Annotated in this window: 18 protein-coding genes and 1 tRNA gene; 7 read left to right on the forward strand and 12 right to left on the reverse strand. The window is 58.1% G+C overall.

Annotated features, from left to right (window positions below):
* Positions 1-95 precede the first annotated feature (95 nt).
* Together atpC and atpD are read right to left on the reverse strand one after the other, a co-directional pair.
* Positions 96-506, reverse strand: a complete 411-nt coding sequence (gene atpC, locus SIB83_RS10260; RefSeq protein WP_413745749.1) for an ATP synthase F1 subunit epsilon — start codon at positions 504-506, stop codon at positions 96-98.
* 76 nt (positions 507-582) lie between these two features.
* Complete coding sequence (gene atpD / locus SIB83_RS10265; protein ID WP_413323568.1) at positions 583-2,046, reverse strand: F0F1 ATP synthase subunit beta; 1,464 nt, start codon at positions 2,044-2,046, stop codon at positions 583-585.
* A 218-nt stretch (positions 2,047-2,264) separates the two neighbouring features.
* Between atpD and groES the strand changes: the two genes are divergently transcribed.
* Entirely contained in the window at positions 2,265-2,576 is a 312-nt protein-coding gene (gene groES / locus SIB83_RS10270; RefSeq protein WP_066911278.1) for a co-chaperone GroES, read from the forward strand.
* 75 nt (positions 2,577-2,651) lie between these two features.
* Entirely contained in the window at positions 2,652-4,286 is a 1,635-nt protein-coding gene (groL, locus tag SIB83_RS10275; RefSeq protein WP_413405604.1) for a chaperonin GroEL, read from the forward strand.
* A 376-nt stretch (positions 4,287-4,662) separates the two neighbouring features.
* On the opposite strand, the gene secG is transcribed toward groL, so the two are convergent.
* Both secG and gpmI read right to left on the reverse strand, forming a co-directional pair.
* A complete protein-coding gene (gene secG / locus SIB83_RS10280; RefSeq protein ID WP_413745750.1) occupies positions 4,663-4,893 on the reverse strand; it encodes a preprotein translocase subunit SecG in 231 nt (76 codons plus the stop codon).
* 24 nt (positions 4,894-4,917) lie between these two features.
* A complete protein-coding gene (gpmI, locus tag SIB83_RS10285; RefSeq protein WP_413745751.1) occupies positions 4,918-6,549 on the reverse strand; it encodes a 2,3-bisphosphoglycerate-independent phosphoglycerate mutase in 1,632 nt (543 codons plus the stop codon).
* A 149-nt stretch (positions 6,550-6,698) separates the two neighbouring features.
* Between gpmI and pyrR the strand changes: the two genes are divergently transcribed.
* A complete protein-coding gene (pyrR, locus tag SIB83_RS10290) occupies positions 6,699-7,259 on the forward strand; it encodes a bifunctional pyr operon transcriptional regulator/uracil phosphoribosyltransferase PyrR (RefSeq protein WP_413405610.1) in 561 nt (186 codons plus the stop codon).
* A 236-nt stretch (positions 7,260-7,495) separates the two neighbouring features.
* On the opposite strand, the gene SIB83_RS10295 is transcribed toward pyrR, so the two are convergent.
* A complete protein-coding gene (locus SIB83_RS10295; RefSeq protein WP_413405611.1) occupies positions 7,496-8,341 on the reverse strand; it encodes a hypothetical protein in 846 nt (281 codons plus the stop codon).
* A gap of 74 nt (positions 8,342-8,415) precedes the next feature.
* Positions 8,416-10,059 carry an Hsp70 family protein gene (locus tag SIB83_RS10300; RefSeq protein WP_413747356.1) on the reverse strand — a complete coding sequence of 548 codons (1,644 nt, stop codon included), beginning with the start codon at positions 10,057-10,059 and terminating at the stop codon, positions 8,416-8,418.
* Between the two features lie 39 nt (positions 10,060-10,098).
* Here SIB83_RS10300 and SIB83_RS10305 point away from each other — a divergent pair, with 39 nt between their 5' ends.
* From SIB83_RS10305 to SIB83_RS10320, 4 genes are all read left to right on the forward strand, one after another.
* Positions 10,099-10,383, forward strand: coding sequence for a hypothetical protein (locus tag SIB83_RS10305; protein WP_413405613.1), 285 nt, complete (start codon positions 10,099-10,101; stop codon positions 10,381-10,383).
* A 25-nt stretch (positions 10,384-10,408) separates the two neighbouring features.
* Entirely contained in the window at positions 10,409-10,636 is a 228-nt protein-coding gene (locus SIB83_RS10310; RefSeq protein WP_067095871.1) for a DNA-directed RNA polymerase subunit omega, read from the forward strand.
* Positions 10,633-11,022: a DUF1818 family protein gene (locus tag SIB83_RS10315; protein ID WP_413745752.1), complete on the forward strand. Its 390-nt coding sequence runs from the start codon at positions 10,633-10,635 to the stop codon at positions 11,020-11,022. The genes SIB83_RS10310 and SIB83_RS10315 overlap by 4 nt, the downstream gene beginning before the upstream one ends.
* Positions 11,023-11,320: 298 nt before the next feature.
* Positions 11,321-11,632, forward strand: coding sequence for a DUF2811 domain-containing protein (locus SIB83_RS10320; protein WP_413745753.1), 312 nt, complete (start codon positions 11,321-11,323; stop codon positions 11,630-11,632).
* Here the strand turns inward: SIB83_RS10320 and SIB83_RS10325 are convergent.
* From SIB83_RS10325 to SIB83_RS10350, 6 genes are all read right to left on the reverse strand, one after another.
* Positions 11,584-12,357, reverse strand: coding sequence for a hypothetical protein (locus tag SIB83_RS10325; RefSeq protein ID WP_413745754.1), 774 nt, complete (start codon positions 12,355-12,357; stop codon positions 11,584-11,586). The two genes, SIB83_RS10320 and SIB83_RS10325, sit on opposite strands and share 49 nt — an antisense overlap.
* Complete coding sequence (locus SIB83_RS10330; protein ID WP_413745755.1) at positions 12,341-12,787, reverse strand: EVE domain-containing protein; 447 nt, start codon at positions 12,785-12,787, stop codon at positions 12,341-12,343. The genes SIB83_RS10325 and SIB83_RS10330 overlap by 17 nt, the downstream gene beginning before the upstream one ends.
* Positions 12,788-12,826: 39 nt before the next feature.
* A complete protein-coding gene (gene murD, locus SIB83_RS10335) occupies positions 12,827-14,215 on the reverse strand; it encodes a UDP-N-acetylmuramoyl-L-alanine--D-glutamate ligase (protein WP_413405623.1) in 1,389 nt (462 codons plus the stop codon).
* 28 nt (positions 14,216-14,243) lie between these two features.
* Positions 14,244-14,315 (reverse strand) — tRNA-Val (locus tag SIB83_RS10340).
* A gap of 68 nt (positions 14,316-14,383) precedes the next feature.
* Positions 14,384-15,163, reverse strand: coding sequence for a photosystem II S4 domain protein (locus SIB83_RS10345; RefSeq protein WP_413405625.1), 780 nt, complete (start codon positions 15,161-15,163; stop codon positions 14,384-14,386).
* A complete protein-coding gene (locus SIB83_RS10350; RefSeq protein ID WP_413745756.1) occupies positions 15,160-15,690 on the reverse strand; it encodes a hypothetical protein in 531 nt (176 codons plus the stop codon). Before SIB83_RS10350 ends, SIB83_RS10345 begins: the two co-directional genes overlap by 4 nt.
* Between the last annotated feature and the right edge of the window lie 40 nt (positions 15,691-15,730).

The following is a 15,730-nucleotide window of genomic DNA, read 5'->3' on the forward strand; positions in this document are numbered from 1 at the left end:
TAGTGATAGCTATCTGGCCACTCCGTAAACCACTGATAAATTTGTCGAGGCATTGCCTCTAATTGTGCTGATAACTTTTTTCTCCCAGAAGTGAATTAATTCTGGTTGATGGCTGCCTGCGCACGAGCTCTTGCTCGATCAAGGCTTTGCTGGGCTTTCACTTTCTCGGGTGAGGTCGGCTGACCTTCCAGTTTGCTCACGGCTGCGCGTGCAGCCTGCAGTTCTGTTTCAGCAGAACTGCCATCGATTGAGCTACCCATCTCAGCAGAGTTCACCAACACCGTGACGTCGTCAGCTTCCACTTCAGCGAACCCACCCATCAGTGCGATGGATTTCCAGCTTCCGTCCGCACGAACACGAAGTACGCCGACATCAAGTGCCGCCAGAAGTGAAACGTGACCTGGAAGGATGCCCAGCTGTCCGGTGGTGCTTGGGAGGATCACCTCATCAGCAGAACCATCGAACACGCTCTGGTCTGGTGCCAGCACGCGGAGGGTGAGGGACATGGAGATGGAATGTTTGGGTTAAAAGCGTTGAGTGAAGTGAAAATTCAGGGGCATGAATGCCATGCCCCGATCATGATCACTTGGCTTCTTCGGCCATCTTTGCGGCCTTGGCCTTGACCTCATCGATGTTGCCAACGAGATAGAAAGCCTGTTCTGGGAGGTGATCCAGCTCGCCGGCGAGAATCTGATTGAAACCACTGATGGTTTCCTCGAGTTTCACGTATTTGCCGGACATGCCAGTGAAGATCTCAGCTACAAAGAAAGGCTGAGAGAGGAACTTCTCAATTTTGCGGGCACGATCAACGGTGCGGCGATCATCCTCGGAGAGTTCATCGAGACCGAGGATGGCAATGATGTCCTGCAGTTCCTTGTACCGCTGCAGGGTGGACTGAACGCTGCGAGCAGTGCGGTAATGCTCGTCACCCACAACTGCGGGCTGAAGCATGGTGCTGGTGGAGTCGAGGGGGTCAACCGCTGGATAGATGCCCTTGGATGCAAGGCCACGGTTCAGCACTGTGGTGGCATCGAGGTGAGCGAATGTGGTGGCTGGCGCCGGATCAGTCAGGTCGTCAGCAGGAACATAAACCGCCTGGATCGAGGTGATGGAGCCCTCGAGGGTGGAGGTGATTCGTTCCTGAAGTTCACCGACGTCGGTTCCGAGGGTCGGCTGGTAGCCCACAGCTGATGGCATCCGTCCAAGAAGTGCGGAGACTTCAGAGCCTGCTTGCACAAAACGGAAGATGTTGTCGATGAACAGCAGCACATCCTGCTTGTTCACGTCGCGGAAATGCTCAGCCATCGTCAGAGCTGACAGGCCGACACGCATGCGTGCGCCCGGGGGCTCGTTCATCTGGCCGTAGCAGAGCGCCACTTTCGACTTGGAGAGGTCATCGGCGTTGATCACGCCGGAATCCTTGAATTCCTCGTACAGATCATTGCCTTCACGGGTGCGTTCACCCACACCACCGAATACGGAAACACCACCGTGTTCCTTGGCGATGTTGTTGATCAGTTCCTGAATCAGCACGGTCTTGCCGACACCTGCACCACCGAAGAGGCCAACTTTTCCACCCTGGCGATAAGGAGCCAGGAGATCGATCACCTTGATGCCGGTCTCAAAGACCTTCGGTTTGGTCTCAAGTTCAGTCAGCTTCGGTGCCGAGCGGTGAATCGGAGCTGTCGCATCCGACTTCACGGGACCCTGTTCGTCAACAGGCTCGCCCAGAACATTGAAGATGCGACCCAGTGTTCCTTCGCCGACAGGCACTGAAATCGGTGCGCCTGTGTCGATGGCTTCCATGCCACGGACAAGCCCGTCGGTGGCGCTCATGGCCACGGCACGGACCCTGTGATCACCAAGCAGCTGCTGGACCTCAGCAGTCAGAGCGACCGCCTGGCCGGCGGTGTTGGTGGCTTCAATGCGGAGAGCGTTGAGAATTTTGGGCAGCTTGCCGGCGGGGAATTCCACGTCCAGAACCGGGCCAATCACCTGGCGGACAACGCCCTTGGTACCGGCGGAGGCGGGAGCAGCAGCGGCCATAAGTAAGGGGGTGTGGGAGGGGAGCGTCTAGAGCAATCCCGTCCTGAGCGGGGCAACGATACCACCGTCATGTGAAAGGGGGGTGTTGTTCGGTCACCCGCACGCTTGTCCCGTGGCCGAAGTGCAGAACCCGGACATAGGTTGGCACTCGACGACCTTGAGTGCCAGCTCGAGTCGCATCGGCGCTTCGGCGCACTGTCCCTGCTCTGCAAGAACCCATGGCAGCTGTATCTCTCAGCGTCTCAACTGTTAAGCCCCTCGGCGATCGCGTTTTCGTCAAGGTTTCGGAATCGGAGGAGAAAACTTCCGGCGGCATCCTGCTTCCCGACACAGCCAAGGAAAAGCCCCAGGTGGGTGAAGTCGTTCAGGTTGGCCCCGGCAAGCGCAACGACGACGGTTCACGCCAGTCCCCCGAAGTGGGCGTCGGAGACAAGGTCCTCTACAGCAAGTACGCAGGCACCGACATCAAGCTCGGAAGCGATGAATTCGTGCTCCTGTCTGAGAAGGACATCCTTGCCATCGTCAACTGACCGGCCTCCGGCTGCCCCGCGCCTCTGACAGGCCGGCAGTCATTCACTCAACCCTTCCCATTCATTCCCGCCCCCATGGCAAAACGCATCATCTACAATGAGAACGCACGCCGCGCTCTCGAAAAGGGCATCGACATCCTCGCCGAATCCGTTGCTGTCACCCTTGGCCCCAAGGGTCGCAACGTTGTTCTTGAAAAGAAGTTCGGTGCACCTCAGATCATCAATGACGGCGTCACCATCGCCAAGGAGATCGAACTCGAGGACCACATCGAGAACACCGGCGTTGCTCTGATTCGTCAGGCCGCATCCAAGACCAATGACGCAGCAGGTGACGGCACCACCACAGCCACCGTTCTGGCACATGCCATGGTCAAGGCTGGTCTGCGCAATGTTGCCGCCGGTGCCAACGCCATCACTCTGAAAAAGGGCATTGACAAGGCGTCGGATTTTCTGGTCGACAAGATCAAGGAAAATGCCAAGCCGATTGCTGACAGCAATGCCATCGCCCAGGTGGGCACCATCTCCGCCGGCAACGACGAGGAAGTTGGTCGGATGATCGCCGATGCCATGGACAAGGTCGGCAAGGAAGGCGTGATTTCCCTGGAAGAGGGCAAGTCGATGACCACCGAACTGGAGGTCACTGAGGGTATGCGCTTCGACAAGGGGTACATCTCCCCTTATTTCGCCACTGACACGGAGCGAATGGAAGCCGTCCTCGATGAGCCCTACATCCTGCTCACCGACAAAAAAATCGGTCTCGTGCAGGATCTCGTACCCGTCCTCGAGCAGATTGCCCGCACTGGCAAGCCCCTGCTGATCATCGCTGAGGACATTGAGAAGGAAGCTCTTGCCACTCTGGTGGTGAACCGCCTGCGCGGTGTTTTGAATGTGGCTGCCGTCAAGGCCCCCGGTTTCGGTGACCGCCGCAAGGCCATGCTGGAAGACATGGCTGTGCTGACCAATGGTCAGCTGATCACCGAAGACGCCGGTCTGAAGCTTGAGAACGCCAAGATCGAGATGCTGGGCACTGCCCGTCGCGTGACCATCAACAAGGACACCACAACTATCGTGGCCGAAGGCAACGACGTGGCCGTGAAAGCCCGTTGCGAGCAGATCCGGAAGCAGATGGATGAAACCGAGTCCACCTACGACAAGGAGAAGCTTCAGGAGCGACTTGCAAAGCTGGCTGGTGGCGTTGCTGTGGTGAAGGTGGGTGCTGCCACTGAAACCGAGATGAAGGACAAGAAGCTTCGCCTTGAGGATGCCATCAATGCGACCAAGGCTGCTGTTGAAGAAGGCATCGTTCCCGGAGGTGGTACCACCCTTGCTCATCTGGCTCCCACGCTTGAGCAGTGGGCCTCATCCAGCCTGGAGGGTGAAGAGCTGATCGGAGCCAACATCGTTGCGGCTGCTCTGACTGCACCGCTGATGCGCATCGCTGAGAACGCAGGAGTCAACGGCGCGGTAGTCGCTGAAAATGTGAAGGCCAAGACCTTCAATGACGGTTACAACGCTGCCAACGGCGACTATGTCGACATGCTGGCTGCCGGCATTGTGGATCCAGCGAAAGTGACCCGTTCCGGTCTGCAGAACGCTGCCTCAATCGCAGGCATGGTGCTGACCACGGAGTGCATCGTTGCTGATCTTCCCGAGAAGAAGGAAGCTGCACCAGCAGGTGGTGGCATGGGTGGTGGCGACTTCGACTACTGAGTCGCGGCTTTTCCTGCAGTTTCGCTCAGGCGACCCGTCAAACCCCGCTCTTGCGGGGTTTTTTTGTGCTCGTTGCAGGGCCTCTAAGGTCTCTCAACTATTGCCAAGGGCTAACGCCTTGGGTCGAGATCCTGGGGTGTGAGTTGTGTGCTGCTCAGGGCCGGCGGCATTGTGGCTTCTGCTGTAAAAAAAGCACTGATTCAGGCTGCGGCGTCTCTTCGCGGGCATGGTCTGCCATCCTTCGAGAGGTAAGAGGCTGACACTCTGAGGAATAATGTTCCTTAACGCGATGAGGGGGCTTATCCGCGACGCGACGGCTTCCCTGAATGTCCCGAGGGCCTGAGGTCGCTGGACCTGGAAATGTCGGCTCTTTGATTCAGTTCAGCCAGCCGGCACTCAGTATCACAGCCAGTGTGAGAAAGACGGCCAGAGTGGTCCAGGTGATGCGGTTGAGAGTTGCTTCCGCGCTGCTGGCACTTGTAAACGAGGTGCTGCCACTGGCTGCAAGCCCGCCCATGCCATCACCCTTGGGGCTGTGCAGCAGAACGAAGAGAATCAGCAAAAGGCCACTGCTGATCCAAATCCAGGAAAGAACGGTGGTGATCATCTGCAGATTTTATGCCCGAGCCGGTCAGACTGGCTGTGGCAGGCGAGCGCTTGAGGGCACAGGGGTCTCGATTGGTTCAATCAGAGTGCTGCCGGTCATGGCCTCGGGTTTCTGAAGGCCAAGCAGTTGCAGAAGAGTCGGTGCGATATCAGCAAGCCCGCCGTTGTCCCGCAGGCGGATAGCGTTGCCCATGCCATGCAGCTTTCTGCGTTCGCCCTCCACAAGAATCAATGGAACCGGATTGGTGGTATGGGCTGTCCAGGCCTGTCCGTCGTCGCCCTGCATCCGCTCGGCGTTGCCATGGTCTGCGGTGATGATCATCGTTCCGCCCATGCGTCCCACAGCATCTAGAAGCCTTCCGATGCAATGGTCAACGGTTTCGATCGCCTCAGTGGCAGCCTCCATCACGCCGGTATGCCCAACCATGTCGGGGTTGGCGTAGTTGATCACCACCAGGGAGTAGATCCCTTTCTCGATGGCTTCAATGCAGCTCACAGTGAGAGTGTCGGCATTCATGGCCGGGGCCTGGTCGTAAGTGGCCACGCGTGGGGAAGGCACGAGGTGTCGATCTTCCCCCTCGAGCGGCTGCTCAACGCCACCGTTCATGAAATACGTGACGTGGGGATACTTTTCGGTTTCAGCTGTTCTGTACTGGCGCAGTCCTCTTGAGGCCACCACCTGACCCAGCAGGTCATCCAGGGATTCCGGTGGGAAGGCCACTTCCACCGGCAGGCCGGCCTCATACTGCGTGAAGGTGACCACGTCCAGCTGAGGTTGATGGGGGCGTTCGAAATCGGAAAAGTCCGCTCGGGCCAGACACTGAATGATCTGGCGAGCCCGATCGGGTCTGAAGTTGAACATCAGCAAGGCATCGCCATCGTTCAGATAGGTCGGTTGCAGACGTGTCGGTTCCACGAACTCGTCGGTGATACCGCTGTCGTAACTGGCCTGTAGCGCTTCAGCTGCTGACAGAGAGCTCAACGCAACGTCAGGAGAGGTCAGCAGCTCATGGGAGCGGGCTGTGCGCTCCCAGCGCCTATCTCGGTCCATGGCCCAGTAACGACCGCACAGGCTGGCGATTTCACCCACTCCACTGACCTGAATCGCTTTCTCAATCTGTTTCAGATATGTCGGAGCACTTTGGGTCGGTGTATCACGTCCATCGGTGATCGCGTGGATCGCAACGTGTTTCAGACCTTCGTCGGCCGCCCAGTGCAGCAGACCGCACAGATGGTCCACATGGCTGTGCACGCCGCCATCCGAACAGAGCCCAAGTAAGTGAAGCGTGCCGTTGCTCGCTCGAAGCCGTTCAGCCAGTTCACGGAGCTTCGGAACGTCTCTGAGCTGGTTGGCGCGCACCGTGTCGCCGATGCGCACGAGTTCCTGGCGAATGATTCTGCCAGCACCGATGGTGAGATGCCCTACCTCGGAATTGCCCATCTGTCCATCGGGCAATCCCACATAGGAACCGCTCGCCTGAATCAATGTCTGGGGATAGGCGTGTCGAAGAGCGTCAATGACGGGGGTGCGTGCTGCTTGGATGGCGTTGTGATCTGCTTCTGTGCGCTCGCCCCAGCCATCCAGGATCGCAAGGACAACAGGAGCGATGGATCGCTCCTTGCCTGGTCGTCCCGCATGGCGATCAACAACGTTCACTCAGCCCTATCCGTTCTTAAGGTCTTCTCTAGATTCATAAGTTACCCCCGGATCCGGCCCTTGGTGAACTCTTTGGTTCACCAAGGTCAGCTTTTGCGGATCTCAAGGGTGATATCCGACATACAGTCATCAGTCGCATTAAGTCGGTCATGGTGACGCCTGGGAACGGTGAACGGATCGAGATTCTTTCCGCCGAGGATGTCGGCAGAACTCTTTCGCGGCTGGCCTCCCAGGTTCTTGAATGCGTGGGGGATGTTGAGCAGTTGCTGCTGCTGGGGATACCCACCAGGGGTGTTCAGCTTTCAGCGGTACTGGCACGCTTCCTTCAGGAGCAGAGCGGCAAGGTGATTGCTCAGGGAACACTGGATCCCACCTTTCATCGCGATGATCTCGAGCGGGTTGCCATGAGGCCCGTTCAAGCGACCGAGTTGCCTGTGAGTGTCGAAGGACGCGATGTTCTGCTGGTCGATGATGTGATTTTCACCGGCCGCACCGTGCGTGCAGCTCTCGAGGCGATCCAGGCCTGGGGGCGGCCACGCCGCGTGATGCTGCTGGTGATGGTGGACCGCGGTCATCGGGAGTTGCCGATTCAGCCGGATTTCTGTGGTCGGTCCGTTCCCACCAGGCGGACCGAAACCATCGAGCTCAGACTGCTGGATGTGGATGGTGAGGAGGGTGTTTTTCTGCGGAGTGTTCAGGGGCGGAACTGAATCACCTCCCCGTCCAAAAAGCCTTAAAAGCACACGAAAGCCACAAGTTCAGGCCGGCTTGGGCTGGTGGAACCCCCTCTACATGGCGTCAGTGACCTGATCGCATTTCCTCCGCTGCCCTTCCAGCTGAAGGCTTCACCCGGTGTTGGGCGGGCGATTGTGAACAGCCCCTATCAGCTCTCAAGAACCTCTTCGCCAGTCTGCAATTGCCATTGATTCCATTGGGATTGATCTCGTCACGGTCTCTTCGCCTTGCAGAGGCTCTCCGGTCCTTCCTCAACCAGAACACCGCCTAGATCAGCACACCCTGCGATGAAGGCGCTCCATGGGTCCATGCCGCCTGACAGACGCTCTTCCACAGCAGAATTGAGTTGTTCAGGATCGACGGTGTGGGCCGGCAACGCCCCATGGCTGTGATGTTCCTGACGATCGCGCAGATTCTTGATGGCTTCCTCAACCTGTCTGCGGAGAGGCAGGGAATGGGTCTGCCACCAGGGGTGGTCCAGTTGATTGAGAACGCTCAGTGCTTCCCACCACTGTTGTCGTTGCACTTTGTCCTGCAGTCGTTCGTGATCAACCTTGTTGCGGTTCCAGGTTTCGCGCAGGCTGTCGCTGAGCTGTGTACCGGGTCTCTGGCCTTTTTGTTCCAGTGGACTGAGGGTGACGAGGGCCTGTTCGAGATCTCCCGCCCTGAACTGATCCAGTGCCCGCTCGCGCAGGACCTGGCGCCACTTGAGCAATCTTGAACGGTCGCTGCTGCGCTGTTCTTCACTGCCCACATTGGAGTTGACAAGCTGAGCCTGCAGGTTGAGGGCCTGGCTGCTGTCGCCTCGCTCCCAGGCGAGTTCAGCCTGGCGACGACGGCAGACCGCCTGCTCGATGGGCGCCTCCCGGTCCAGCCAACGGAGTGCTGCCAGCTGTTCTCCGTAACGCAGGCAGGACTGAAGATCTCCCCTGGATGCCGCTTCACGCAGTCGACCCGGTAACTGTTGTTCCCACCAGTAGGCAAAAACGCAAAGTCCTGCGACACCACCCAGTGTGGCGATCAGCCAGAACCTCGGGAGATGGCGACGCAGCGCCAAGGGTGGTCAGGAAATCAAGAGCACTCTTTCTATGGATGACATCGCCGATGCACACGGCTTTGTGGACGGCGCGATCACCGCACGCTCCCGAGTGGTCTGCTCTCAAGGCTCTCACCGGTTCGCAGATCCTCTCCCTCCAGGATCAGTTCCGCCTGATCATTGAGGTGGAAACGAAGTTTCAGGCAATCTTCTCCAGGCTGTCCCGGGGGATCCAAAGGGAGCTCACAGGCGGTGTCAGGCCTCCTGGTTACTTCTTCCCATCCATCGGACTTTTCAATGACCTGAGGCAGGCCATTGACCATCACCACCTCATGTCTTGTCTCCCCTCTCGACTCGCCGAGCACCAGCTCGAGCGACTGCTGGTCATGACCGCTGGCGCTCAGGATCAGTTCAAGCGGTTTGCTGGAGGGCCAGGGTTGTCCGGGGAGAAACAGCGGATGCCAGTGGTGGGTGTTGCTGCGCTGGTTCCAGCAGCGCAGTGAGATTCCGCGCTGCAGCAGATCCTGCATGCGAACGCCGGGAGTGAGGCTCAGGGCACCGCAGGCCACTGCCTCCATCGGAGGTGGTGTCAGCAGTGGTGTGGGTGAAAGTTTTTCGGTCAGCCAGTCGCGCAGCTGGGGCAGATGGGCCCCTCCTCCGACCACCACCACCGCGTCAAGTTCCTCGGCCGGGCAGCCGTTGAGTTCCGCATCGCGCAACGTTTTGCTGAGAAGTCCATCAAGAGCGTCAAAGAATCCTCGCTCCAGCAACAGTCGGCTGAATCTGTGTCGATTCATCGAAAGCTTGAGTGGTGCCGCGAGATCCTGACCATTCGCTGTTTCCAGGAGGTTCTCCCGTTGCGGGATCTCGGGATCGCTGAGGCGGCATTTCAGACGTTCCGCCGCATTCAGAAGAGTCATCAGCCCATCACCTTCCTCAGGCAGGCCCTCTGGACAGAGTTCGTCAAGAATCCAGCGATCGAGATCCCTTCCGCCCAGGTTGATGCCCGCTTTCCCGAGAACCTTGGCCTGACGCACCGCCTGGCGGCTGTTGGTGAGGTTCTGGCCGCGGAAGCGAAGCAGCTGGGCCACCGGAGCAGCACGACCCTCACCGCCTTCAAGGGCCACCAGGGACAGATCCAGAGTGCCTCCACCGAGGTCGACCACAAGGAGCTTGGAACCCGCTTCCAGCCCAGCTCCAAGGGCGGCTGCCGTCGGTTCATCGACCATGGCGATCTCTGCGACTTGCATTGGCTCGCAGGCTTTGAGAAGCCAGTCGCGGTAGCCGGAGCCCTGATCCACTGGGGCTGTCAGCACGAGTCGCTCGATCAAAAGACCAGGTGGCATCCGCTTCCAGATTTCAGTCAGAAGCCGCGCCCCTGCCTGCTCCGGGCTGAGCCGTCTCTCAGCACTGTGTGGATCTGATGCGATACCGATCCAGCGTTTGAAGTCACGATGCAGCTGCGGAGCATCCCTTTCGTGCAAGCCGTTCTCAAGCACTTCAAACCCCACCAGTGCTGGCCCCGAGAACGCATCCTCCACCCAGAGGAGCGAGGGAATGGCTCCTGTCTCACGGGTGATTGCATCCAGATCGAGCAGATCCACCTCTGACCGCTGAGCAGACTGGAATGCGACCACCGTGGTGGTGCTTCCCAGATCGATCGCCAGGGTGCCGACGTTGTGAGAAGCGTCGGAAAGATGAAGGTTTTGTTCGGCAGCGAGGGGCTGAACCACCGCTATGGGCAGGTTGTAGTCAGGTCGAGGCTACGGGGAGCAACGATGGATCGCTTAAGAAGGCTTGTCTTTTCCTTCTACAGGGAAGATCCGCAGATCGAGGCAGAGCTGGAACCACTGCGTGACTGCAGGATGTCGCGGAGCTGGGGAAGCATTCGCATCGAGTGTGTGGATGCGCAGCATCTCGAGGAGGTCAGTGGACTTCTGAGTCATTTGCGCAGACCGCTGGTGGCCATGGGGCTTGGGCGTCAGATCGTGCTGAGGGTTCCAGGGCGTCCTCAACGCAGCTACCCCATGCATGTTCCTTTTCACAGTGATCTGCTCACTTAGTATTGGGGATCAATGAATATTGGGCATGCTGTCTGCCGGAGTTGATCACCAGGATCTTGCCAAGCGTGGTGAAAGCCTGATTCGTCAGTCCAGCAATCGCTACCTGACCACTGTTCGGATCGCTTTCCGTGCCAAACAGCGTCGTTTCGACGATTTTGATGGTCTGCTTGAGGAATCCAGTGTCAAGCCGGTTCAGCGCGCCATCGTTGAACTGAGCGACGAGCAGGATCAGCCCGATCTTCTTCCTGGATGATTCAACGGGAGGGCCCGGGTTGGAGATTGTCCAGGGATCCATCCCGCCCTCTGTTCTCAGTTCTGATTGGTGGTGAGCACTGGGCTCTGGAACTCAAGGAGAGTGAAGCCTGCGAGCTGGCTTCACTGATCGCCGATCTGACGGATCAGCATCAATCCATTTGTGATCAGCTCATGGCGGAGGAATCCATCACCGTCGAGCTGGAACGTGGCAGCTGGTGGGCCTGCCTTGAAGGAGATCGATCGCGGTGGTCGCTTCGTGGCATCTGCAGCGGTGACGGTGAAAGGGCTCGAGGCCTGGAGTTCTACTGGCCAGAGCCAGCTGCGCAGGCCATCGCCGAGGCGATGAGAACGCTGTGGGACAGCAGCAATGATCAGAGCAGCTAATCAATGACTCTCCATTGATTTTCCCCCAGTGTTCCCCACGGTGACGGTGATGTTTTCCACAGGGTGCAGGGCGTTTTGTCAGGCATGGCCGGTTTCTGTGGAAAACCCCATTCCCGGGCGTGGTTTTGGTTGACGACTCGCATTTGTGACTCTTTAGTGACCTCTTGAGCAGATCCGTTTCTGGAAACGGTTCTGGTGGCTGAAGTCTCACCGGGAGAGTCATTGGGAATGGCTGTTGAAAGGCTTCTTGACTCAGGCCCGCATCTGTGGAGAACTGGTTGGCATCCGAACCGTTTGAATGCAGTTGGCCGATCAGTTACAGCAGTCACAAGCACCAGCATCAGAGCTTTTGTCCGAGGTGTCTCAGGTTGTTTCTGCGACAGAAGCTGTTCCTGATGAATCGGTAGTGAGCTTTCATTCCGAGCTCCCTCAGCCTCTGCAGCAGGCCATGGTCGCGTTCATTGAGCGCTGCCCGAACTGGGATCAGTACCGTCTTGTTCAGGCCGCGCTGGCTGGCTTCCTGATTCAACACGGAGTCGAGTCGAGAGAAATCACCCGCCTTTATGTAGGCAATATGTTTCGCCGGGAATCACTGACCCAGGGCGTCTGAGTCCGGCAACTTGCCATCAGCAGCAAGGCGCTGAATGGAATACTGAGCAGAAGGCCGAGGAATGCACCCATCAACCCAATCAGGTTGACACCAATCAGCAGGCCAAGCAGGGCTAGAACCTTTAGTCGATTGGTTTGAACCAGTCTTCGACTGTGTTCCATTGCTGCCAGTGGGCGATGCCCGTGATGCACCAGCAGAGGAATCGCCAGGGTTTGACTCAGGGTCCAGAGAATCAGTGCCAGTCCTCCAGCAATCAGGATCACAGCCGAGAAAACTCCGCTTTGCCTGGCCATCAGTGCACCGATGATCTTCAGCGTGTTGAGGCCTCCGATCAGGATCACACTTTCCAGCAATAGCAGTGCAGCTGTTTGCCTGAAAATCCACCGCAGCTGCTGACGCCCCTTGGCAGGTTCAATGCTTTGCGCAGTGTGGATTGAGGGAAGATACTGATCAGCCAGATGCAGCAAGGCCACCAGTGGCACAAGAGTGCTGGGGATGGTCGCAACAAAGACCAAGTCGCTGATGGTTGACTGCCACAGGCCCTCAGCCTGCTGAAGATCCCTTGAGATCACACTCAGTCCAGACACTGTGATCAGCATCAAAGCCGTCAGCCCAACAAACCGCCAGGGAGCCTTGCTGAACCCGATCCAGGCTCTTGGAATGATCGTTGTGAGAGGGAGACGCTCCGTCAGCTGAGGTGCCCTTGATTCACTGGATTGAGCCAAGTCGATCGAGCAGGTCCTGGGCGATACGGTCATCCACAGGGAGTATGGAAAGCCGATTACCGCGTCGCACAACGGCCAGTTCATCCGGCTCGTACAACTGACGCAAGTCCTCAAGACTCAAGATGTTCTTGAATCTGCCTCTGTAGGCCAGACGAACACAGTCCCAGCGCGGTGCCTCCGGCTTGGACCCAGGGTCGTGGTACTTCGATGAAGAATCAAACTGTGTTGGATCCACCAATCCTGTTTCGATCACTTCCATCAGGCCGATGATTCCAGGCGGCTTGCAATTGGAGTGATAGAAGAAAGCCTGATCGCCAACAGCCATCGTGCGCATGAAATTACGCGCCTGATAATTACGAATACCGTCCCACAGAGTTGTCTGCTCCTGCTCAAGATGATGAATCCCATAGACGTCGGGTTCACTTTTCATCAGCCAGTAGGCCACGAGATCTTCAAGATTTTCACCAGCCTAGGTTGATTGATTCGCCGCGATCAGCTCACGGAAGTGATCGCCACGAGCTTCGAAATCGGAATATTGATCAAAGCTGGCGCAAGCCGGTGACAGCAGCAGGCTCGCAGCGCGCTGTTGTCGGGCCAGTTCCAGAGCATTTGGAACAGCCTCATTCAGGCTTCTGTGTGAAATCACGGCACCTGGGTAGGAGGAAGCCTCGATCAGGCCGCGAAGTTCGTCAGCTCCAGCGCCGAACAACACAACAGAGCTGCTTCGTTCCTTCAGCAGCTGCAGCCAGGACTGAGCGTCTCCTTGTTTTGTCTGTCCCCCTGCAAGCAGCACCACCGGATTGGGCACGGACTTCAAACCCACCGCAGCTGCGTCGTAGTTGGTTGCCTTGCTGTCGTTGAAAACCGAAATTCCCTGAACTGTTCCCAGCGATTCGAGTCGATGCGGGACCCCTCCGAAGCAACGTAAAGCCGATTCAATCGCTTCCGGGTCCAAGCCAGCTTCGAGCGCGGCTGCAGTCACCAGAAGCATGTTCTGGCGGTTGTGCTCTCCAGGCATCGCCAGAGCACTGGCGCGGAAGAGTCTTCGCTTCCCTTCGCAGACCCAGCCGTCGTCGCTGACGGTGACGCGTGAGCTTGTGCTGGTTGAGGATTCCCTCCCTGTGCTGACCCAGTTCACCTGGTTCTGTTCCCAGCTGCAGCGAGTTCGGCTGATATCAGGGTCATCGCCATTGAGAATCGCCAGTCGGGAGCGTTCCATCAGTCCACGCTTGATCGCCCTGTAAGCGTCCAGCGATCCATGTCGTTCCAGGTGGTCAGGTGTCAGTGTTGTCCAGATACCGATGCGCGGGGCCACCTCGGTGGCCGCTTCAATCTGATAACTGCTCATCTCCATCACCACCCAGTCCGGTTGAGGGCAGGAGCCATCAAGACATCCCAGGGCCAGCTCCGCAGCGGAATACCCCATATTTCCTGCCATGGGAGCCTCCAACCCGCTGTGGCTGAGCACGTGGTGAAGAAGATGGGTGACGGTGGTCTTCCCATTAGTGCCAGTGATGCCGATCCAAGGCCGTGTCTTCAGGGATTCCCAGGCCAGAGCCATTTCTCCCTTCACGGGAACACCACGCGTTCGCAGCACTTCAAGAGTCGGATGCGTCCAGGAAATTCCAGGACTGATCACCACCTGATCCATGGCATTGAGCCAGGGCTCGAAGCTGGATATCTCCAAGGGCTGTCCGAGTCGGACGTCAATGCCCTGATCTTTCAGTTCCGCTGACTTTCGCTTGCAACTTTCGCGCTCAGACTTTTCGAGAATCACCACGTCTGAACCCTGGGTCTTGAGCAGACGAGCTGCACCGATGCCAGAGCGTCCCAGTCCGATCACGACACTCAGGGACATGCTGTTTGATCTCTGCGCATGAGGGAAATGGGCGATACTGGAATCGAACCAGTGACTCCTACCGTGTCAAGGTAGTGCTCTACCTCTGAGCTAATCGCCCACATTCACCCTCAGGGGATCAGCGGTCACGGTTGAACAGCCCAACCGCTCGCGACTGAAGTTAGCAGTTCACCGTCGCATCATCTCCACTCTCCAGCGATCGCGTTTCGTCAGTTCGAGGTTCAAGACTTCCACACTGCCCCTGTCCTGAAGCTGAAGGCGGTCGCCGATTTTCAGCTCGCGACTCGCCTGGCGGACCGGATGCCAGTTGAGCCGCAGCCTTCCTTCCCGGATCTGACGAATCACCCTGGAGCGAGACAGTCCGAATCCGGCTGAGGCAATAGCGTCAAGGCGGCAGGAAGCTTCCACGCTGGTCAAACGCTTCGGCAGTCTCTGAGCGGGCCACTGCAAGCCGTCGACGCTCACAGCCTCAACGGTCAACGTCACATCGCGAACTTGGCCGGTCAGGCCATTGAGATGGTTGGCCGCCTCCAGGGTGCAGACGGCCTGGGCTCCACGGTCACCACGAAGCCATAGATCGCCGAGACCATCGGCTGTCACGCCAAGATCAAGCAGTGCCCGGCGCATGTCTTCCGGTTCAGCCCGATCGAACAGGAAATTGCCCTCAAGTCTCAATCCGGAAATTGGCGCTGGCTCGGGTTGCAGCTCCTGATCGCTGTGGCTCAGCTGAAGGCGGCAGCGTTCGGTTCCAGGTCTTCCTCCGTCTCTGACCATGCGCAGTTCTGTCAGTGCCTCCAGACGACGGGAGTTCTCCAGTTCAGGGCCGCTCAGGAAGGGGCTCCAGCTCGGTTGCCTGGTGCGCAGCACCTTCTCCACTAGGTCGATCAGCCGATGCATCGACTCCGGCTCAGTGAGTCCATCCAGAAATGGAGCACGGTGAAGATTCACAGTTCGCTCAGACGAACAACCTGCTGCGGGCGCACTTTCTGAACCAGCTGCCAGGGAACTTCAAGACCCGCCTGAGTTTCCAGCAGCAGCAACCAGAACTGCTCGTTATGCCTGTTGCGCAGAATCCTGACCCCGTCCTCGTTGTCAGATGGAACGCTGGCTGCAGCGGCGAAGCTTCCCATCAAGCCTGATCCGAGTCCGAGCAGGCCGCCGATCAGGGCTTCTCCGATATCACCGAAGCGCGCAAAAGTATCAAGGGTGGTGATCTGGGTGAAGGTAACTCCCGCCATGAAGCCGAAGGGCATCAGCCAGCGCGACATGGAACGTTGGCGGCGACTGCGAGCCATGTTCGGATTAAGCAGATCAACACTGTTGAACTGCTCGGCCTCGAGAGCCCCCTCAGTGGTTCCTGATTGTTCAGGGGCCACCAGCACCACGCGCATGAGCGGAGTGCCGGAATCCTGAAGGTCCTGGACCAGAGTCTCGGCGGAGGCGCGTTCTTTGAGCACCAGGACGCAGATGGGCATGGGCGGATCGGTGCGGACTGCCATTCTCCATGGAGGTCCA

The sequence above is a fragment of the Synechococcus sp. MIT S9507 genome (genome assembly GCF_047304715.1).
In the GTDB taxonomy this organism is placed as follows: Bacteria; Cyanobacteriota; Cyanobacteriia; order PCC-6307; family Cyanobiaceae; genus Synechococcus_C.